This window comes from Candidatus Alcyoniella australis (assembly GCA_030765605.1).
Lineage (GTDB): Bacteria > Lernaellota > Lernaellaia > JAVCCG01 > Alcyoniellaceae > Alcyoniella > Alcyoniella australis.
In genome coordinates this window covers 1-19,317 of sequence record JAVCCG010000110.1, presented here as the reverse complement: position 1 = coordinate 19,317, position 19,317 = coordinate 1, and the positions used below count along the sequence as shown (strand labels likewise).

Sequence of the window (19,317 nt, the reverse complement as noted above, 5' to 3'; positions counted from 1 at the left end):
TGAGTCATCTTAGATTCGGTCAAAGATCGATCAATCGTGCTGATCCGGGCGCTGTGGCTCGTCCTCGTCCAGCGATTCGAGGTATAGGTTGTGCATTCCGTGCTCGATCCCCAATCGATCGAGAGCCGCGATCAACTCGACCAACCGCTCGCGCCTGATCTCGTAAGTGTTTTGGTTGTCGGAGGTGCGCCACAGCCGCCAGTGGTGCTCGTCGGGCAAGACAATATCATAGCGCTCGGGATTCCGTTCCAGGTCGCAACTTGGCACGATGATGCAGGTCGAAACCGCTGAGACGCGGTCGATCAATCCGGAGTGCTCAACCAGCGCCTCGAGGGTCTGCGCGAAATCCTGCCGCCCCTCGCCGGGGAAGCCGACGATCAGGTTGATGTGCGCCTCGACTCCGCCTTGGCGGCAGCGCTCCAGGCATTGCAACGCCTGCTCGCCGCTGAAGCGCTTGCCCATCAGCGTAAGCACGCGGTCCGAGAAACTCTCCACCCCAAAGACCAGGCTGTCGCAGCCCGCGCGCTTGAGCAGCGCAAAATCGTCGACCGTCATCTGCGGATCGATTACCGCCTGTCCTGTCCAGCGGATCGACAGGTCCGCGTCGATCACCAGCCGCGCAAACTGGAGTAGCCTTGGGCGCGAGGCGTTGAGGATCAGATCGTTAAAGGCAAACGCGCCCACTGTATAGCGCTCGCTGTAGTGCATGATCTCGCGCAGCATGGTCTCGGGCCGTTTCATGCGATAACCCGCGATCAGCTGGTGGTCGTTGCAAAAGGCGCACTTGCCGATGCAGCCGCGGCCGAACATCACCGGCAGCTTGTTGCTCTGATAAAGATCGAGGTCGAAGTCCTCGAACAGCGGCGTGGGCAGTTCCTCCAGCGGCCGGATCGGCTGCCGTTCGCTGTAGGGTTTGTCCTTGAGCAGCAGGCCCGCAGTCTCGCGCAGCTCACCATGGGCCTTGAAAGCATCGAGCAGTTCATTGAGCGTGGCCTCGCCCTCGCCAACGACTATGCCATCGACCAGCCCGGCCGGAATCAGGCGTCGGTCGGCCTCGAAGAACACCCCCGGGCCGCCTAGCAGCACCTTCTTTTGCGGGTTGCTCTTTTTAATCAGCTCGATCAGCCGCATGCTCAGCCGGAAGTTGCCCGCGTGTACGGTCAGCCCGACCAGCGGCTCCTCTCCCTGGGCCGCGCGCTCCACAAACGCCTCGAACACATCGGCGGTATGTCTAAGGATTTGTTGCAGGTGTTCGGGCTCCTCCCAAAACTTGAGGTGCTCCAGCTGCCACCAGCTGCGATGCTGCTCGTCCGCCGCATCGTACATCGCCATGTTCAGGTCGTAGGCGCTTACCGCGTGGCCCGCCTCGCGCGCGCTGGTCGCCAGCGCGGCCAGACCCAGCGGCGGAAACTCCACGCCCCACGGCGGCGCCATACTCAGCAGCAGCAGCGGGCCGCTGCTTTCGTCCAGACGTTCGCGCGGCGCCTGTTTGCTGATTCCCTCGGAGGCCTCGATCTCGCGCAGATTGTCGCGCTCGTCGTCGTAGAGGTTGATGGTATGGATCGACTTGTCCCACTCGGCCACCAGGTTGGTGATCCGCAACAGTCGGCGGCGGCGCACCTCAAAGGTGTTCTCGCCGTCCGCGGTGGACCACTTGACCGACGGCTCGTCCTTGGGAAAAACGATGCCGTACTTTTGAAAGTCGCGTTGCAGCGGCGCTCCGAGGTTGACCAGGCACGGCGAAATCGACGCCACCTGGTCGATCAGCCCACGGTGCTCGATCAAAAAATCGTAGGTCTCGCGGAAGTCGTCCTCAGTCTCGCCGGGGAAGCCGACGATGATGTTGATGATCGCTTCCATCCCCGCTTGCCGCGTGGCGCCCAGCACGTCGATGCACATCGCCTTGGTGTACGGCTTGTTCATCAACTTAAGCACTTTGTCCGAGAACGACTCCACGCCGTAAACCATGCTCATGCAGCCCGCGGCGCGCATCAGGCTCAGGGTTTCGAAATCCATCTCCTTGCGGACCACGCCCTGTCCGCCCCAGTGGATCTCCATCCCGGCGTCGACGATCAACTTGCACAGCCCTCGCAGCTCGCGCACGTTGCCGTTGATCAGTACGTCGTTGAACGTGAACTCGGTGCGCCCCTGCTCAAAGTGAAAGCGAATCTCGTCGAACACGTCCTGGGCCGAACGCCCGCGGTACTTGCGGTAGATGTGGTGGTCGTTGCAAAACGTACAGCGTCGCACGCAGCCGCGGCTGGCCAAAAGCGGCGCCGCGCGGCTGGAGTACTCCTCGAGGCGTATCGAATGAAAGCGCGGGAACTGCAACTCCCCGGGCTTGAGCACGATCGACCGTTCGATCTGCAACACGTCCGCGGTGTCCCCGGCGCGACGCACGCCCTCGATCCCGCTCTGGAATCCCTCGCCAAGCAGCGCACGCACCAGCTGGACCAAACTGTGTTCGGCCTCGCCGAAGATCACGAAGTCGCCGTTCTCCGGTCCGATACGATTGGGCTCAAAGCTGTTGGACATCCCCGGCCCGCCGAAGATCAGCGTGCGCTTCGGCTGCCGTTGCTTGATGCGCCGCGCGATCTCCAGCGCCACCTCGATGTTGCTGGTGAAGGTCGATAAGCCGATGATCGGCGCGTCCACGGCCAGAATCTGATCCAGGTAGTGCTCGAACAGCTCTGACATCGACTCCACGGTCGGCCGCCACTGCTCGGGGTCGGTCCAGGCCTTGTAACTCTCCATGGTCCACAGCTCGGGACGGTCGGTGCGATTGTAGAGTTTAATGTTCAGGTCCAGGCAACCGACTTTGATCCCGGCGTCGAGCAGCGCCTGCTCGAGGTAGGCGATTCCCAACGGCGCCACGCCCACACCCCATACCGGCGGCAGCAGCAGCAGCACGTCGAACGGCCCCTTGTCGATCTGTTCCAGCCGCGGCGTGCCGCGCTGGTCGCGCATCGGGTCTTGCTCTCCAGGGCGCATGCCCGGAGACGCGGGCTGCTCGTCACAGACCGCACACGGCTCCTCGGGTTCCGAGGGCCCGCAGGGCTGATCGGCATCGGGTCGGGCCTCGATCGCGGTCGGGTCGTCCACGCGCTCCTCAAGGTTGCTCACCAGAAAGTGCAGGTCGAGTTCGCGGATCTTTTGCACTAGTCGCTGGGCGCGCTCGCGTCGCATCTGCGGCGTGTTGAGCTGCGGAATGAACCATTCGAGATCCGCGTTGCGCTTGGGCAGCACGATCCCGTGACGCTCCGCGTCATCAAATATCGGTGAGCCCTCGAGCAGGATCAGCGAGTTAACGCTGGTGATGCCGCATATGTGCTCGCGGTGCTGCTCGATGAAGCGCATGGTAAGTTCGAAGTCCTGTTCAGTCTCACCGGGAAAGCCGACAATGAAGTTGAGCATGGTGTTGATGCCGGCCTGCCGTGCGCGTTGGATGCTGCGGGCCGCATCGTCCGTGCTGAAGCCCTTGTTCATCGCCTTGAGCACCTTGTCCGAGCCGGACTCCACGCCGAAGTTCAGCGTGTAGCAGCCCGCGGCGCGCATCTTGGCGAACAGCTCGGCGCTCATCTCGCCGCGCGGGGCTGCCAGCGCGATCCACTCCACTCCCAGTCCGCTGTCGATCAGCAGCTCGCAGAGGCGCTCGAGCTTGCGCAGGTCGCCGTTGATCAGCTGGTCGTTAAAGCGGAAGCGCCGCCTGCCGTTGTGCGTTACGTGATAGCGGATCTCGGCCAGCATGTGTTCGGGTGGGCGCGCGCGGAAGCGGCCCATGGCCCCGTGGTCGTTGCAAAAAGCGCAGCGTTTGATGCACGAGCGGCTGAACAGTAGCGGCAATTCCGGCTCCTGTTCCGGCTCGCCGTAGAGGCCTATGTCGAACCCCTCGTAGGTCGGGAACGGCAGCAATGCCAGATCGTCGCACGGCTCGCGCGGGGTAAGCTCGGTCCAGGCCTCGCCGCCGGGCACTACCACGCCCGGGAACGGTTCAATGTCGCGATTGTCGAAGATCGCCTCGATCAGCGGCACGATCGCGGTCTCGCCCTCGCCCACAACCAGCGCGTCGAACACGTCCGGCGGAAACAGCAGACGCTCGTTGTGCGTGGTCACCCCGCGCCCGCCGGCGATGATCACCCGATCAGGCGCGCGTTGCCGGATCATCCGCGCCAGCTCGATGGCCGCCGCGCGGTTGGGGCTGTATACCGAGAAGGCGATCACCCGCCGACCGGTGCCCACGATCCGCTCGGCCGCGGCCTCAAGCTGCGGCCGGATCAGCCGCAGCACCTCGGGAAAGCGGTCGACGTCGGTCCAGTTGCGGAAGTTGTTCTCCTGCCACAGCGCGGCGGTCCGATCCTCGACGTTGCGCGCCATGTAGGCGTTGAGGTCCCAAATCAGCGGATCGTAGCCCTGGGACTGCACAAAGGCCGCTACGTATGCAAGTCCCAGCGGCGGCATTTGCGTACCCCACACCGGCGGCAGCACCAGCATCAGCCCGCCGTACCCCGGCCGAATCGGACGCGGCCCGGCTTGCAGCAACCGATCGATGCTCGCCTCAACGTTGTTCAGCCGCCCGATCTGCTGATCCAGCCGCGTGCTGATTCCGGCGATCCGCTCGTCGATGAACGCCGGGGTGGGCAGCACCTCGTCGCGATTGGAGAACTCCACGGGCACGCCCAGACGCTCCAGGGCCGCGCGTACGCGATCGATGCGCGCCACGCGAGTCTCGGGCGTATTCTCGCCCACGGCCCAACGCGCGCCCCAGCCCGGCTCGGAACAATCGGGCATCTCGATGTCCAGGCTGCGCGCCTTTTTAAAAAGCGGGCTGTCGTCGAGGATGATTAGCCCGTTGAGACTACGTACCAGATCGACGTGTTGGGCGTTGCGCTCAAGCCAGTCGATTGTCTGATCGACGTCGTCCTCGGTCTCGCCCGGATAGCCGACGATCAGGTAGAGCACGGCCTCGATCCCCGTAGCGTGGGCCAGGCGCACGGCTCGCGCCGCGTCGTCGCCGTTGTTGCGTTTGCCCATCAACTTCAGCACCCGATCCGAGCCGCTCTCCAGGCCGAACTCCAATCTGAAGCAGCCGGATCGCGCCAATTTATCAAACAGCGCGTCGGGCAGCGGCGGATGGATCGCGATTCCGGCCGACCAGCGGATTGGCAGTCCCGCGTCGATCAGGCCATCGGCGATCTTTGCCAGATTTTCCGCGTCGCCGTTGAGCAGCGAGTCGGCCAGCGAGAAGTACTCAATGCCGTGGCGACGGTGTAGCTTGACGATCTCGGCCACGGCCTGCGCCGCGGGCTTGGCGCGATACCCGCGCCAGAACTTGTTGACCTGGCAAAACGCGCAGGCGTTGAGGCAGCCGCGGCTCCACTCCAACCCCAGGCTCTTGTCGGTGTAGGCCGCCACGTCAAAGCCATCGAAGGTCGGCGAGGGAATCTGGTCCGCAGCGAGCGCAGCCCGCGGCGTGTAGCGCTCCTCGCCGGTCTGCGGATCAACGGTCAGCACGCCGGGCAGGCCGTCAAAATCCCGCCCCTGTTCCAGCGCGCGACAGATCTCGACCAACGTTTGCTCGCCCTCGCGCAGCACGAAGCCGTCGATCATCCCCGGCAGCCGCCCGCAATAAAGCTGTCGCAGCTTATCCGAGAGCACGCCGGGGCCTCCGAGCACGATCGGCCTTTGCTCGCCTGCCTGCCGCAAACGTCTGACAAGCAGCACGATGGCGCTCTCGCGACGATCGTAGGCCGAGATGCCGATCAGTTGCGCCGGATGATCGAGCACACGTTGCGCCCAACGATCCCACTGCGCGCCGAAGCGCTGCTCGATCTGGGTCTCGTCCTCCCAGAACACCCCGCGCTCCCACTGCCAAAGCTGCCGCGTGGGCTCGTCGCTACTGCCGTAAAGCTCGATGTTGAGATCAAAGACCTCGGCGCGGAATCCGGCGTCCGCGCAATAGCGCGAGAGGCAGGCCAGGCCCAACGGCGGGTTGGCCGGCAGCCACGGCGGAAGCTGCAACAGCAGTACGCAGGGATCCTGCTCATCGTCCGTTGCTTGCTTGTCGTCCGCGGCTTGACCCTCATCCTGAGCCTGCGAACCCTCTGCCGTTGCAATCGCCGAAACCTCGACCACGGCAGCAGCAGGATATTGGGCCGCCTCGTCCGTCGGCTGCTTGGCCTGCTCGGCCTGTTCGGCCTGCTCGGATTGCTCCGCGATCGCGTCCTCGCAGTGCAGGCAGATGAAATCTTCGTCAGCATCATCTTGGCCGCAGGCCCGCCGCAGAAACTCCAGGCGCTCGGGACCGCGCCAGATGTCGAGCACGCTACGTTTGTTCAGATCGCCCCAGATTTCGGAGCGAGCCCAGTCCATGCAGCACGGAATCACCGAGCCGTCGTGGAGCACGTGCAGCATGCGGTAGGCCCAGACCGTGCGGCAGCCCGCGAGAACGTCGTGCCGTAGCGGTTTGTGTCCAAAGACCTCGACGTTGCCCGCGCGGCTGACGTACCCCTGATAAAGGTCGAGGCGCTGCACGCCCTGGTCGCGCCAGAATTGCGCGGCCTGGTCAAACTCCGCGTCGCTGACGTAGGGCCGCACGTGGTAGATGTTGACCATCGAGTAGTTGGGGTCCTTGAGCTGCTGCGCACGCTGGATAAAATTCACAATCCGGCCGCGGATTATCGCAAAGTCTTTGCGTCCGCAGACCTGGCGGTAGGTCTCGGTGGTGTTGGCGTGCACCGAGAAACCGATCCAGTCCAGGCCCGATTCGAGCAGCCGCTCGCTCAGCCGCGGGGTAAGCGCCGCGCCGTTGGTCAGGATGTGCACCTTGGCCTCGGGCAGCGCCGCCTTGACCGCGTCGATGCGCTCGACGATCAGCGGATCGAGCAGCGGCTCGTTCATCAGGTAGACCATCGCGCGCTCGAACCCGCCGATCTGCGCGCACTGGGCGAGCAGGTCCTCGAACAGACCTTGGTCCATCTCGCCCTGGGGCAGCTCGCGGCGCAGTTTGGGATATGGGCAAATCACGCAGCTGGAGTTGCAGCGGCCGGTGGTCTGGATCATCACCATCCGCGGCCGGTCGTACTGCTCGACGATCTGCTGGGCTTTCACGCCCCCTTCTCCCTGTCCGCCTCCGGCCCCTTGAGCAGCAGGTGGCCGAGCACTAGGTAGTCCAGGTGTCCCTCGTGGAACGAGCGGATGGCGTCTTCGGGCGTACAGACGATCGGCTCCTCGTGCATGTTGAACGAGGTGTTGATTAGGGTCGGCAGGCCGGTCAGCTCGTGATAGCGCCGCAGAGTCCGGTAGTAACTCGGATTGTCTTGCTCGGCCACCAGCTGCGGCCGCGCCGTGTTGTCCACATGCACCACGCCCGGGGTACGCTCCCTAGTGAACGGCGTACAATTAAAACAGATGTTCATAAAGCGTGCAGTGAACTCCGCGCCGCCCACGCCGTTGAAACACTCGTCCGCGTGCTCGACCAGGGTCGCGGGCGCAAAGGGCATAAACTCGGTGCGCTTCAGCCGCCGGTTGAGCCAGTCGTTGACCGCCGGGTCGACCGCGCTGTAGAGAATCGAGCGGTTGCCCAGGGCCCGCGGCCCATATTCCATCCGATCGCAGAAGCGCGCCACGACTTTACCTTTTGCCAGCAGCGCGGCCGCCTCGTGCTCCATGTTCTCGGGCTGCTCGACCCCGTGGGGCCACTGCGCTGCCGCCCGCTCGATGCTCCGGGCATCGAACTCGAACCCGGTGTAGACCGTGGGCAGCGGATGCGGCTCAAGCCCCGCGGCATACAGCGCCGCGCCGTAGGCCAGGCCGGAATCGGACATATTGGGGAAGATGTAGATTTGCTCCACCGAGTCCAGCTCGTGGATCCGTTGGTTGAGTTTGACGTTCTCGAACACGCCGCCGGCCAGCGCCACGTTGCGCACGCCGGTGATCTCGACCCAGTGCCGCACGAACTTGACCGCCTCGCGCTCGAGGTTGAGTTGCAGTGCGGCTGCCACGTCCTCGCGCGAATGGCGTCGCAGCTCGCGGTAGTGACCCAATCGCGGCGACTGCTTGAGGCAGTAGTTGAGCCTTGAGAGGCCCGGCGAGCGGAAGTGCAGCAGTCGGTTCATCTGATCGAGCAGCGGGAACGGGTCGCCGTAGGCTGCCAGGCCGGTGAGCTTGCCCTCGTGGCGGTTGGGCGTAAACCCCAGGAACTCGGTGGCGCGCGAGTAGTAGCTGCTCAGCGAGCACAGGCCCTTTTGCCTGAACACGCGATCGAGGCTGCCGTCAGGGCGGCCGACGCTGACCGTGACGCTCAGGCCGTCGCCCATCGCGTCCATTGTGATCACCGTGGCCTCGGAAAACGGCGAGGTGAGAAACGCCGCCGCGGCGTGAGACGTGTGGTGCTCGACGAATCGCAGCGGCGCCTTGAAACCGCGTGCGCGCAGACGGCGGCTGATCAGCAGCTTAGAGAGCAGCATGTCCAGCTGCCAGGTCGGCGGCAGGCTCAGCGCGGCGACCTGGTAGAGGATGTAGAGGTTGAACAGGTAGCTGAACTGCCCGGCGTTGCGCCGCATGCGCTCGTGTCGGCGGTTGAACAATCTTAAGGGAAAGGATGGCGTGAAGTTGCTCGCCAGCGCGACCAGGTCAACGTCCTGCGGCGACCAGCCCGCGCTCTGGAGCACCGCATCGATGGTCTGCCAGGGGAACTCGCCCGAGTTCTTACGGCGATCCAGGCGCTCCTGGTTGACCGCCAACAGCACCCGGTCGCCATCGAGCAGCGTCGCGCCCGAGCCGTGGTTGTCCGACAGCGCCAAAATCTTCATCGTCCGCTCACAGCTTGCAACAGCGGGCGCAGCCGGGCATTAGCCCGCCTTTGACCAGCCGCCGGTAGGCGGTGTAGCGCTCGTTGTTCCAAATCTGCTCCATGCTCTGTCCGCGCACGTTGCCCATCGGCAGGTAGATGAACTGGCAGGGGTAGACCTCGCCGTCGGCATTGAGGAACGTCGAACGCCAGATGAATACGCAACGTCGTTTGATCTCGAAACGCTCGGAATACCACGAGCGCATCTCAGCCTGGTCGAGGATCGGCTTGAGCACGATCTTTTCGCCGTAGCGTTCGAGGATGTCCAGCAGTTTGTCGATGAAGTCGTCGGGGTTCGGCGAATGGCAGTAGGCGAGCACCTCGGACTCCACGCCCGGGAAATTCTTGTCGAGCACCCGGCGCTGGGCGTCGAACTCAGCGTGGGTCAGGCAGTTCAGGTGACTGATGCGCACGGTGCGGATCGGCAAATCCTGGGCCAAATCGATGAACGCCGGCAGGTCGTCCAGCGACTGCTCGGTGATGATGTAGTTGACCATGCAGCCCTTGCCGCCAAGCTCTCCGCCGTAGGTTCGCAGGTTGTTCATCGAGCGTTCGAACGCGCCGGGCAAGCCCACCGCCCGGTCGTGGTTCTGCGCCATGCCGTGGAAGCTGAAGATCATTACGTCGTTGCCCGCAGCCACCAGCGAGGCCAGCGTCTCGCGCTCGGGCAACAGCCCGTTGGTTACGATCCCCGTGGCGCAGCCGCGGCGCTTGGCCAGCTGGACGATATCGGGCAGGTCCTTGCGCACGAACGGCTCGCCGCCCGAAAGAAATATCCCGCTGCGCTCGGTGCCCAGCTCGTTGAACAGCCGTTCGATCTGGGCCAAATCCAGCTCCTCGCCGCGCTGTATCGAGTTCTCGGCGTTGAAGCAGAACTCGCAGTTGAGATTGCAGCGGGTGGTGACGTTGAAGTTGATGATCGAGGGCAGACGCCGCCCGCGGCCGCCGCGCAGATAGTAGTCCAGCGGAAAGGTCACGGTCTCCACGATCAGCCGACCGATCGGGAAGAACGGCCGGAAGACCTGGAAATTGACCAGCTGGCTTTTCAGGCTGCTGCGCGTGCTCAACGATCCTCCGTCACTGGAACAGACCTTTGTTTTGCGAAACCCAATCGATCAGCCGCTCCACGCCCTGCTCCACGTCAACCTTTTGCTTCCAGCCCAGCTCGTCCTCCACGCGGCGGATGTCCGAGACGTAGATCAACTGGTCGCCGGGACGCCAGTCCGCGAACGCCGGTTCGATCTTGCGATCCAGTCGGCGCTCGAGCATTTCGATCAGCTCCAGCAGCGAAAGCTGGCGCTGCGGCCCGCCGCCGATGTTGAAGATATTACCCGCCGAGACCTGCGGCTGCGCGATCGCGCGGGCGTAGGCGTCGACCAGGTCCTCAACGAACAGCACGTCGCGCACCTGCATCCCGTCGCCATAGATTGTTAATTGTTTGCCCAGCACCGCGGCGATTACGAACCAGGCGACCCAGCCCTGATCCTCGACGCCGAACTGCCGCGTGCCGTAGATGCAGCTCATGCGGAACACGCAGCTGGGCAGGCCGTAGATCCGTTGATAGTCGCGCACGTACTGGTCGGCCGCGCCCTTGGAGCAGCCGTAGGGCGAGTAGAAATCCAACGGCCGCTGAGCGTCCACGCCGTGGGGCAGGTCCTGGTAGGCGTAGCGCCGACCATCTTGCCGGATTTTGAGGTCCTCCATCTTGCCGTAGACCTTGTTGGTCGAGGCGAAGACCACGAACGGCAGCTCGTCCAGCGCGCGCGCCGCCTCGAGCACGTTGAGCGTGCCCTGGGCGTTGATCTCGAAATCTTCGCGCGGATTCTCAACCGAGGTCGTGACCGCGACCTGCGCCGCGAGATGGATCATCGCCTGCGGCTTGAATTCGCTTAGCGCGGCGTTCACCGCGTCGGCGTCGCGCACGTCGCACTCGAAGAACTCGAAATCGCCGCGCCCCTTGAGCCACTCGAGGTTCGAGCGCGAGCCGCGGCGCGACAGGTTGTCCAGCAGCGCCACCTGGTGGCCGTCGGCCATCATCCTGTTGGCCGCGTTGCAGCCGACGAAGCCGGCTCCTCCGGTGATCAGTACTCTCAACTCTCCTCCTCGGTCTTGGCCCATTGGATGGTTCGTTGCAATCCCTGCTCGAACGTCACCTGCGGTTGCCAGTCCAGCAGCTGCGCGGCCTTGGCAATCTTGGCCTGCATGTGGCGCTGGTCTCCGGGCCGCACCGGCTCGTAGCGCACCTCGTAGTCCTCGCGCGTCTTGCCCAAATCCGCGAGCACCGAGTCGACCAGCCGGTTGACGGTCAGCAGCGTGCCCGAGCCCAGGTTGAACACCTGGCCGTAGGACGCGGGCTTGTCGATCGCCGCGATCCAGGCGTTGACCACGTCGTCGATAAATATGAAGTCGCGCGACTGCTCGCCATCGGAGTGGATCACGATCGGCAGACCGCGCAACGCGGCGTTGATAAAGATCGCCAGCACACCCTGGTAGGGGTTGGACAGGCTCTGTCGCGGACCGTAGACGTTGAACATGCGAAACGCCGTGACATTCGGCGGCGCGTCCAAATCGCTGCGCATGCCCGTGGCCAACAGATAGCGTTCGGCCGCGAGCTTGGTAATGCCGTAGTAGCTCACCGGCAGGGTCGGGTCGTCCTCGGTCACGGGCAGCCGCTGGGGAAGGCCATAGGCGGTCATGCTCGAGGCGTAAAGTACGCGCGGCACGCGATGCTCGACCACGGCCTGCATCACCTCGATCGCGCCGTTGACGTTGACCGACAAGTCGTCCGCCGGGTCGAGAAAACTGCGGATCGTCGAGGCCTGCCCGGCGATGTGCACCACCAGATCAAGCGGTTGGTCAAAGGCCGCGGCCAGCTCACGGCGATTGCGCACGTCGCCCTTAATGTAGCGCACGCCCTTTGGCACGTTGGCCGGGTTGCCCGTGGATTCGTTGTCGATCACGGTCACGTCCCAGTCCAGATCGAGCAGCCGCTGCGCCATGTGGCTGCCGATAAATCCCGCTCCGCCTGTTACCAATGCCTTACTCATTTCTCGTCCACCACCTCGTGATAATCGCGTTCAAGATATTTATGTTCGGTCTCGCTCAACGCCTCCATCCGGCGTTGCAATTGTTCGTTGTGCATCAAGTTGTCGCAGGTGCGGTAGCAATCGATCTCGCGAAAGTACGGATCGGACTTGCGCTTGTTCAGCGCCATGCGCCTAAACTCGCGGTAGCGTTCGCCGTTCCAGATCTGCTTGAAGCTCTCCTTAAAGAGGTTGCCCATCGGCTTGTCCGAGCCGCGGCAGCACGGCGCCACATCGCCGTCGGCCAATACCCGGCTGAAAATCCAGCCCACCGCGCAGGGCACCTGATCGACCGTGCGCAGGTCGTAGCGGCCGTTTTGCACGTCGCCTTGCCCAAGCCTACGCATCAATCCCTCGTAGTTGTCCAGTACAAAGCTGCGCTCGGGCGGTAGTTGGGCCACGCGCTGCCGCACCTGCTCGAGATGTTCGGTGAGCACCTCCACGTGCGGCGGCGTGAGCAGCAGCCCGTCGGTCTTGTGGCTCACCGAGTCGACCAGGGTGAAGTAGATGCCGTCGGCACCCACGCGCAGGGCGAAGTCGAGCATCTCGCGCGTCTCCATGAAGTTCATCGAGAACAGCACGTTGGCCAGCAGCACCTTGGTGCGCTCGGTCTTCTCCGCGCATAGCTGGCGTAGGTGGGCCTCGATGCGCTCAAAGGTGCGCGCGGTTTTGCTCGGATGGCTGCGGCCGTAAACCTCGGGCGTCCCCGCCCAGAGGCTGACCGTCACCTCGTCGAGCTCCAGCGCCGCCATGCGGCTGACCCACTCGGGTTTCATCACCGAGAAGTTGGTGGTCACCGCGCAGCCCATTCCCCGATCCTTGACGTGGGCCATCAGCTCGAGCAGCTCGGGGTGCATGAACGGCTCGCCGCCGCCGGTGAAGCGCACTTGCTTGGTGCGAAGCTCGTGCAGCTGATCGATCAGCTCGCGGATCAGCTTGCCGGGCAGCTCGAGGTTCATCCACTGGGCGCTCTGCATCTCATCGCCGAGCAACGGAGAGCGCGTCCAGCAGCCGATGCAGTTGTTGTTGCAACGGTTGGTGGGATCGATGGTCACGATCGACGGGCCGACGTACGCCTGCTCGCCGTTGAACACGCCGGCCAGGTCGAGGTTGTCGCGCAGGAATTTGTGGTACTGATCGGCCTTGCCGCCGTGCAGCTCTGATTGCTGCGGCTGATCCTCGCTGGCGGCCTCGTCGGTCGCGGGCTCGGTTTTAATTAGATAGAGCAGCGGGTCGCCGATCACCTCGAAGCGGTATTCCACCGCACGCGCCGCGTGAAGTTCGAGCGCACCGCTGAAGGGGCCCGCGCCCTGGGGCGGATCGAGGGTCAGCGACTGTTCGGGATTGCCATCGAGGCTGTAATGGCAAATCACCTCACGGCAGAACGGGATCGAGGGATAGTAGCGCACGGGCCAGCGCCGTTGATCGTAGTTCGCGAGCAGATCGAGCACTTGCCGCTGCTCATAGCGCGGACCCAGTGCGGCCGATCCCATGCTGAAGCTGCCGGTTCGCGGTAAGCCGCACAGCACGTAATGGCCGAACAGCGCGTTTCCCAGGGCAATGCCGTCGTCCGCCGCGCCGGGTTGGATGAAGATCCGTTTAAACGGCGTGCGGTCGACGATGATCTGGTTGGCCACCGAGTTCAGGCCCACGCCGCCGGCCACGCAGATGTTCTCCAGTCCGCTGCGGCGCTGCAGGTCGGCGGCCACGTGCACCAGCACGTCCTCGAGCCGACGTTGCGTGGCCCAGGCCAGGTCCTTGTGGCGCTGCTCGATCGCGTCGCTGGGCGCCTTGGGATCGCCGAACGCCTCAAAGAAACGGCGGCCCAAACGCTTGAGGTTCACCGGGTCGTCCAGCACCCGGTCGCCTTGCCACCAGCACATCCAATCTTCATCAATGCGCACAACGCCCTCGGGCTCAAGGCGGATGATGCGCTGCATGGTCTCGTAGAACGGGCTGTCCGATCCGTGGGAGCTAAGTCCCATGAAACTGCCCTCCTCCATCCCGAGGAAGTGCGCGACCAGGGCGTAGAAGTAACCCATGCTCGCGTTCGGGCCGTGCTCGAACAGCTCGACTATCTTCTCGCCGCGTCGCGCCGTGCAGGCGCTGAGCGATTCCGAAGGATAGTTGCGCGCTTCGCCGCCGCGGTCCTGCTCGAGCAGTTGCGCGAGGGTCGGATTGCAATGGCTTACCGTAAAACCGCGGTCGCGGAACTCGACCTCGTGCGGCAGTAATCCCCAGTGGCAACGGTCGGGGACCAGCGGCGGGATCCCGCCCGAGGCGTCCACCGAGAGCACGGCCGCGTCGCTAAAGCCGCTTGGAAAAAATGCGCTCGAGATATGCCCCAGATGATGAGCGAGCTGCACCACGCGATCCTTGCGCTCAAAGTCGGGGAACACGTCCACCGGGTCGTGGTCCGGCGGATAGTAGGTCGCCGTATCGCAGAAGATCCAGTCCACCTGGTCCAAGGTCAAGCCAGCTTGGTCCAGGCAAGCGTGCAGCGCGCGGCGGATCGAGTTGCGCTTGTCGCCGCGGCGCACGCGGGCCAGCCGCTCCTCGTTGACGCAGCAGACCACGCGGCCATCGACCAGCAGGCAGACGCTCGAATCGTGATCCGAGACCACACTGCCCACGATCTTCAGCGCGCTCAACGCTGCTCCGCCCGATGCTTGGTGACCAGCACGTCCTGGATCACCAGCGCGTCGAGCTCCACGGCAAGGAACTCGGCCAGTGCGTCGGCCGGTGACTCGACGATCGGCTCGCCGTGATCGTTGAAGCTGGTGTTGAGCAGCACGCCCACGCCGCTGAGCTTTTCAAACTGCGTCAGCAAAGCGAACAGCGGCGCGTTGTCCTCGCGGGTCACGGTCTGGATTCGGGCTGTGCCGTCGACGTGGGTAATCGCCGGCAGTCGCTCGCGCCACTGCTCGCGCACCGGCGCCACCAGCAACATGTGCGGGCTGGGCGCGTCGAGCTCGAAATAGCGCGAGACCTGATCGGCGAGCACTGCCGGAGCGTAAGGCCGGAACCACTGGCGATGCTTGATCTGTTCGTTGAGCCGCGCGACCACCGTGGTCGAACGCGGGTCGGCCAGGATGCTGCGCTGGCCCAGGGCCCGCGGGCCGAACTCGGAGGCGCCGTAGAACCAGCCGACGATTTTGTCATCGGCCAGCAGCTTTGCCACCTGCGCCGTCGGGTCATCGAGCACGCGGTGCTCCACCAATGGCAGCTTGACCCGCCACATTCGGCCGTCGCGCGTATCGGAGTAGACCAGCCGCCCGCTCATCCGCCGATCATCCTGTTGCGTCGGCGGTAGCGCCGCGCCACGGCCTTGAGGATCGCGCGCTTGTGCGGTGAGAGACTGTCGATGCGCATCTTCATGTGCTCGATGCGTCCCAGGTCGTCGCACGACTTGTAGCAGCCGATCTGCGCGTCCGGGTCGTTGCCGATGTAGCGGAAATACGGATCGCGCTTCTCTTTGACGTTGGCCTTGAGCCGGAACTCGCGCTGACGTGAGCCATTCCACAGCTCGCGGAACCCGGTCTGGTGCAAATTGCCGATCGGAATCCGGTGGCTCTTGAGGCAGGAGTTGACGTTGCCGTCGGCCAGCACCCGCGCAAACTGCCAACCCACGGTACAGGGCATGGTGTCGATGATCGTGCGGTCGTGCTCGCCCACAGTGGTGTGGTCGGCTGAGATCCGCCGCAGAAACTGATCAAAGCGAAAGAGGATCAGCGGATCGCCCGAGGCCGCCAGCCGCTCCCGCGCATCCAGCGCATCCTGGTAGAGCTGCGCGCGCTGTTGCTCGTTGAGCAGCAGGCCGTCGGTGCGTGCGGGAATCGTGTCGACCACTGTGAACTCCACCGACTCGCTGCCCGTGTCGCGGGCGAAGTCGATCATCTTGTCGATCTCGTGGAAGTTCAAATTGCTGATCACGTGGTAGACCTTGATCCGTGGGACCTCGCGTTTCTCTTTGTTCAGCCGCGTGAGCGTCTTGCGGATCTGGTGGAAAGTCTCCTCGGTCTTGTTCGGGTGCAGCAGCGAGTAGGTCTCGGGGCTGCCGGCCCAGACGCTGATGTTCATGTAATCGACCGGCGCCTCGATCAGCTGTTGCAGGCGCTGCTCGTCGATCAGCGTGAAGTTGGTGTTGATGTTGCACACCAGGTTGTGGCTCTTGATGCCCTGGATGATGCGCTGGATCTGCGGATGCATGTACGGCTCGCCGCCGCCTGCAACGTAGACCTCCTTGCTGCCCATCGCCGCGATGTCGTCGAGCAGTTGCTCGATCATCTCGATCGGCAGGGTTTGGGAGCGCTGCTCCGCGGGCAGCGCCTTGTCCAGCAGCAGCGGGCTGCGGCACCAGCAGGCCAGGCAGTCGTTGTTGCAGCGGTTGGTCGGATCCAGCTGCAATGTGTGCGGTCCGACGTAGGCGTACTCGCCGTCGAGCACGCCGACGATATCGAGGTTGTGATGAATCAGCCGGCCCAACGGTCCGCGGGCTTTGTCCAGCGGCAGGGCGATGGCCGGGCCGTCTGTGCCCGACCGTTGTTCGGGCGCCTCGCCCACATCGCCGCGCTCCATCACCAGGTGCGGGTTGATCCCCGGCCCGGCGGTCTGGGTCTCGGGACGGTCCTCGTCGTCAAGATCGAATGCCGCGCTAGCCTGCTCGACGGCGGGAGCGGCATTGGGGGGCGGCGATTTTTTTATAGAAGCGGGCCGCGGCTTTGGCTGAGGCGTCAGCGCTTTGTTATGTTCCTTGTTTTTTTTTTGCTTCCAGTACAGCCAGCGCCGCTCCTCCAGGGCCAGCTGGTAGGCGCTGAGCAGGTTCTCGGCGGTCACGCCCCAGTTGTACTTCTGTTCGGCGCGTTGCCGCGCACCCTGGCCCAATCGCCGCCGCAGGTCCGGGTCGGCCAACAGCCGCAGAATGCCGTCGGCCATCTCGTCGGCGTCGCCGGGCTGGACCAGCACACCGCTGTCGCCGACCATGTTGATCACCTCGCCCATGCGCGAGGCGACGATCGCCTTGCCCATCGCCAAGTACTCGACGATCTTCAGCGGGCTCTTGCAGCGGGTCTGGGCGGTGTCGGCGAACGCGGCCACTGCCACGTCGGCCTCGGCGATGTACAGCGGCACCTGATCGTGATCCACCGGCCCGGTGAACACGAAGCGGTGGTTGATGCCCAGCGCCTCGGCCAGTTGGTACAGCTCGCCGAAACGATCGCCGCCGCCGACCACCAGGAACGTGCACTCCGAGTTGTGCTGCATCACGATCTTGGCCGCCTGCAGGAACAGCTCGGCGTACTGCGCGCCGTGGAGCTGCCCCAGGTAGAGCACGATCGGGCCGCTGATGTCGTGAATCTGTCTGATGCGCGAGCCGTCGATCCCCGGGTGGAAGCGCTCGATGTCCGCGCCCACGTGCGCCTCGAACAGCCGCTGGCCGGGCACGCCGTAATCCAGCGCCATCTGGTGCAGCCCATCGGAGGCGTAGGAGACCGTGTCCACCATCCGCGGCACGAGCTTCTCGAACACGTCGATGTTGTAGCCCACCATCCGGTTGGGCGGGTTGTAGTTGTAAATGCCGTACTCCCAGTCGTCCCAATCGTAGTGCAGCGGCTTGCCCAGCTTGCGACCGGCCCAGATCGCCGGGGCCGAGACGTGGGCAAAGCACTTCTGGAAATGGATCACGTCGGCCCAGCGCGCGAACTCGACCGTGCTGCGCATCTTGGCCAGCAGCGCGAACTGGTAGCGGTAGGCCGGGATCGTGACGAACGGGTACTCCTGGCGCTTGGTCGCGTCCTCCAGCGGCGTCTTGGGGTCGATCAAATGGTAGATCAGCCGCACCTCGTGGCCGCGCTTGACGAACTCGCTGGCGATGTAGGTGATCCGCACGGTCCACGGCTCGTGGTTGCTGTAGATGTCGTGGGGGTGGAGCATCAGGATCTTCATTGGCCCTTCCCCTTGTGGTTGCCCGGGAAGATCTTGCGGCCGGTGCGGCGCTGCCATTTGTCCATGTAGAAATTAGTGACCAGGTTCACGATCCACAGGTACCAAAAGCGCGGGGCCTGGCGCAGCAGCCTGCCCGAGGCGCGGCGCAGCTTGCGTCGACGTCTGCCTCCGGGGCGCTGCCGCAAATCTTCGACCAGCCGACTCGAGATGTCGTACTCGCGCCGCAGGCCCTTGATCTCGCGCGTCATGTCGTTCACTTCCGCGGCCCGGCGCTCGAGATCGATCCGCGCCACGTCGAGGGCCATGCCCTGCTGGGCTACGCTGCGATCACGCTCGCCCAGCGTGCGCGCCAGCTCGTCGATGCGCGCCTGGCGTTGCGCCACCTGCTCGCGTTGGGACTCGATCATCGCGCCCAGGTCGCCGATCCGGGCCTCAACCGCCTGCAGTCGGCCGTCGCGCTCGTTGATCAGCTGATCGAGCTGCTCGACCCTGGCGCGCGAGCCCGCGGCCAGCTCGGCGTGCGCCGCCTGCACGGTCTGGTGGGCCTGGCGCAGAGCATCGAGCTCTTTGCTAAGATCGAGTGAGCGTTCCGACTCGTGGTCCGCGTGCTCGGTCTGCTGCTTGAGCAACGCGTCCTTGGCCTCGATCCGGCCGCGGTGCTGCTCGACCTGCTCGGCGACCTGCTCCATCTCCAGACGCAGGCTCTCCAATGCCTGCTCGCGTTGCGCCAACGTCTCGCTGAACTGCTCGCGCAGCTTGGCCGAGCCGCTGCTGAGCTCGCGCTCGGCCGACTCGGAACGTTCGCGCAGCTTGTCCAGCTGGCCGGTGAGGCGTTCGATCTCTTTATCGGCCTTGCGGCCGGACTCGAGCAACGCCTGCTCGTGCCGCTCGGCCTGGCGCTCGAGCTTCTGCTGCATCTGCCGCAACGTCTCGTCACGCTCGCGGCTGAGTTGTTTGGTCTCGTCCTGGTGCTTGATCTGCCCCTGTTCGAGCCGCTCGCGCAGTCGGCTGATCTCGGATTGCAACGGCTCAACCTCGACGGCCGCCTTGCGCGAAACCTCGGTCAGCTGCTGCTCGTGGCGTAGGTCCTTGGCCTCAAGCTGCGTTTGCAGCGCGCGCAGCCGCTCGTCACGCTCCAAGCTCAGCTGCTTGATCTCGTCCTGAAGCTTGGTCCCCTCCTGCTCCAACCGCTGGCGCAGGTTTTGCGCCTCGCTACGCAGGGCGTCGGTCTCGATCGCCGACTTCTTGGCCGACTCGGCCATCAGCTGCTCGTGGCGCAGATCTTTGGCCTCGAGCTGCGTCTGCAAAGCGCGCAGCCGCTCGTCGCGCTCCTTGGTCAGCTGCTTGAGCTCGTCCTGGTGCTTGGTTCCCTCCTGCTCCAGCCGTTGGCGCAGGATCTGCGCCTCGCTGCGCAGGGCGTCGCTCTCAACAGCCGACTTCTTG

9 protein-coding genes are annotated in these 19,317 nt (G+C 64.4%); all 9 read right to left on the bottom strand.

Features of this window, described 5'->3' with window-relative positions; all coding sequences use genetic code 11:
- Nucleotides 1–30 precede the first annotated feature (30 nt).
- Nucleotides 31–7,107, bottom strand: a complete 7,077-nt coding sequence (locus P9M14_13175; protein MDP8256696.1) for a radical SAM protein — start codon at nucleotides 7,105–7,107, stop codon at nucleotides 31–33.
- Nucleotides 7,104–8,810 carry a carbamoyltransferase C-terminal domain-containing protein gene (locus tag P9M14_13170; GenBank protein ID MDP8256695.1) on the bottom strand — a complete coding sequence of 569 codons (1,707 nt, stop codon included), beginning with the start codon at nucleotides 8,808–8,810 and terminating at the stop codon, nucleotides 7,104–7,106. The genes P9M14_13175 and P9M14_13170 overlap by 4 nt, the downstream gene beginning before the upstream one ends.
- 7 nt (nucleotides 8,811–8,817) lie before the next feature.
- Nucleotides 8,818–9,915, bottom strand: coding sequence for a radical SAM protein (locus tag P9M14_13165; protein ID MDP8256694.1), 1,098 nt, complete (start codon nucleotides 9,913–9,915; stop codon nucleotides 8,818–8,820).
- A gap of 10 nt (nucleotides 9,916–9,925) precedes the next feature.
- The gene (locus P9M14_13160; protein MDP8256693.1) at nucleotides 9,926–10,942 is read right to left on the bottom strand and encodes an SDR family NAD(P)-dependent oxidoreductase; all 1,017 of its coding nucleotides are present in this window, start codon (nucleotides 10,940–10,942) and stop codon (nucleotides 9,926–9,928) included.
- A complete protein-coding gene (locus tag P9M14_13155; protein ID MDP8256692.1) occupies nucleotides 10,939–11,895 on the bottom strand; it encodes an SDR family NAD(P)-dependent oxidoreductase in 957 nt (318 codons plus the stop codon). The genes P9M14_13160 and P9M14_13155 overlap by 4 nt, the downstream gene beginning before the upstream one ends.
- On the bottom strand, nucleotides 11,892–14,582 hold the full coding sequence (locus tag P9M14_13150) for a carbamoyltransferase N-terminal domain-containing protein (GenBank protein MDP8256691.1): 2,691 nt from the start codon (nucleotides 14,580–14,582) through the stop codon (nucleotides 11,892–11,894). Before P9M14_13150 ends, P9M14_13155 begins: the two co-directional genes overlap by 4 nt.
- The gene (locus P9M14_13145; GenBank protein ID MDP8256690.1) at nucleotides 14,579–15,214 is read right to left on the bottom strand and encodes a carbamoyltransferase C-terminal domain-containing protein; all 636 of its coding nucleotides are present in this window, start codon (nucleotides 15,212–15,214) and stop codon (nucleotides 14,579–14,581) included. Before P9M14_13145 ends, P9M14_13150 begins: the two co-directional genes overlap by 4 nt.
- The gene (locus P9M14_13140) at nucleotides 15,211–17,874 is read right to left on the bottom strand and encodes a glycosyltransferase (protein ID MDP8256689.1); all 2,664 of its coding nucleotides are present in this window, start codon (nucleotides 17,872–17,874) and stop codon (nucleotides 15,211–15,213) included. The genes P9M14_13145 and P9M14_13140 overlap by 4 nt, the downstream gene beginning before the upstream one ends.
- The coding region (locus P9M14_13135; GenBank protein MDP8256688.1) for a hypothetical protein at nucleotides 17,871–19,317 on the bottom strand (1,447 nt) is incomplete at its 5' end. The genes P9M14_13140 and P9M14_13135, both read right to left, overlap by 4 nt.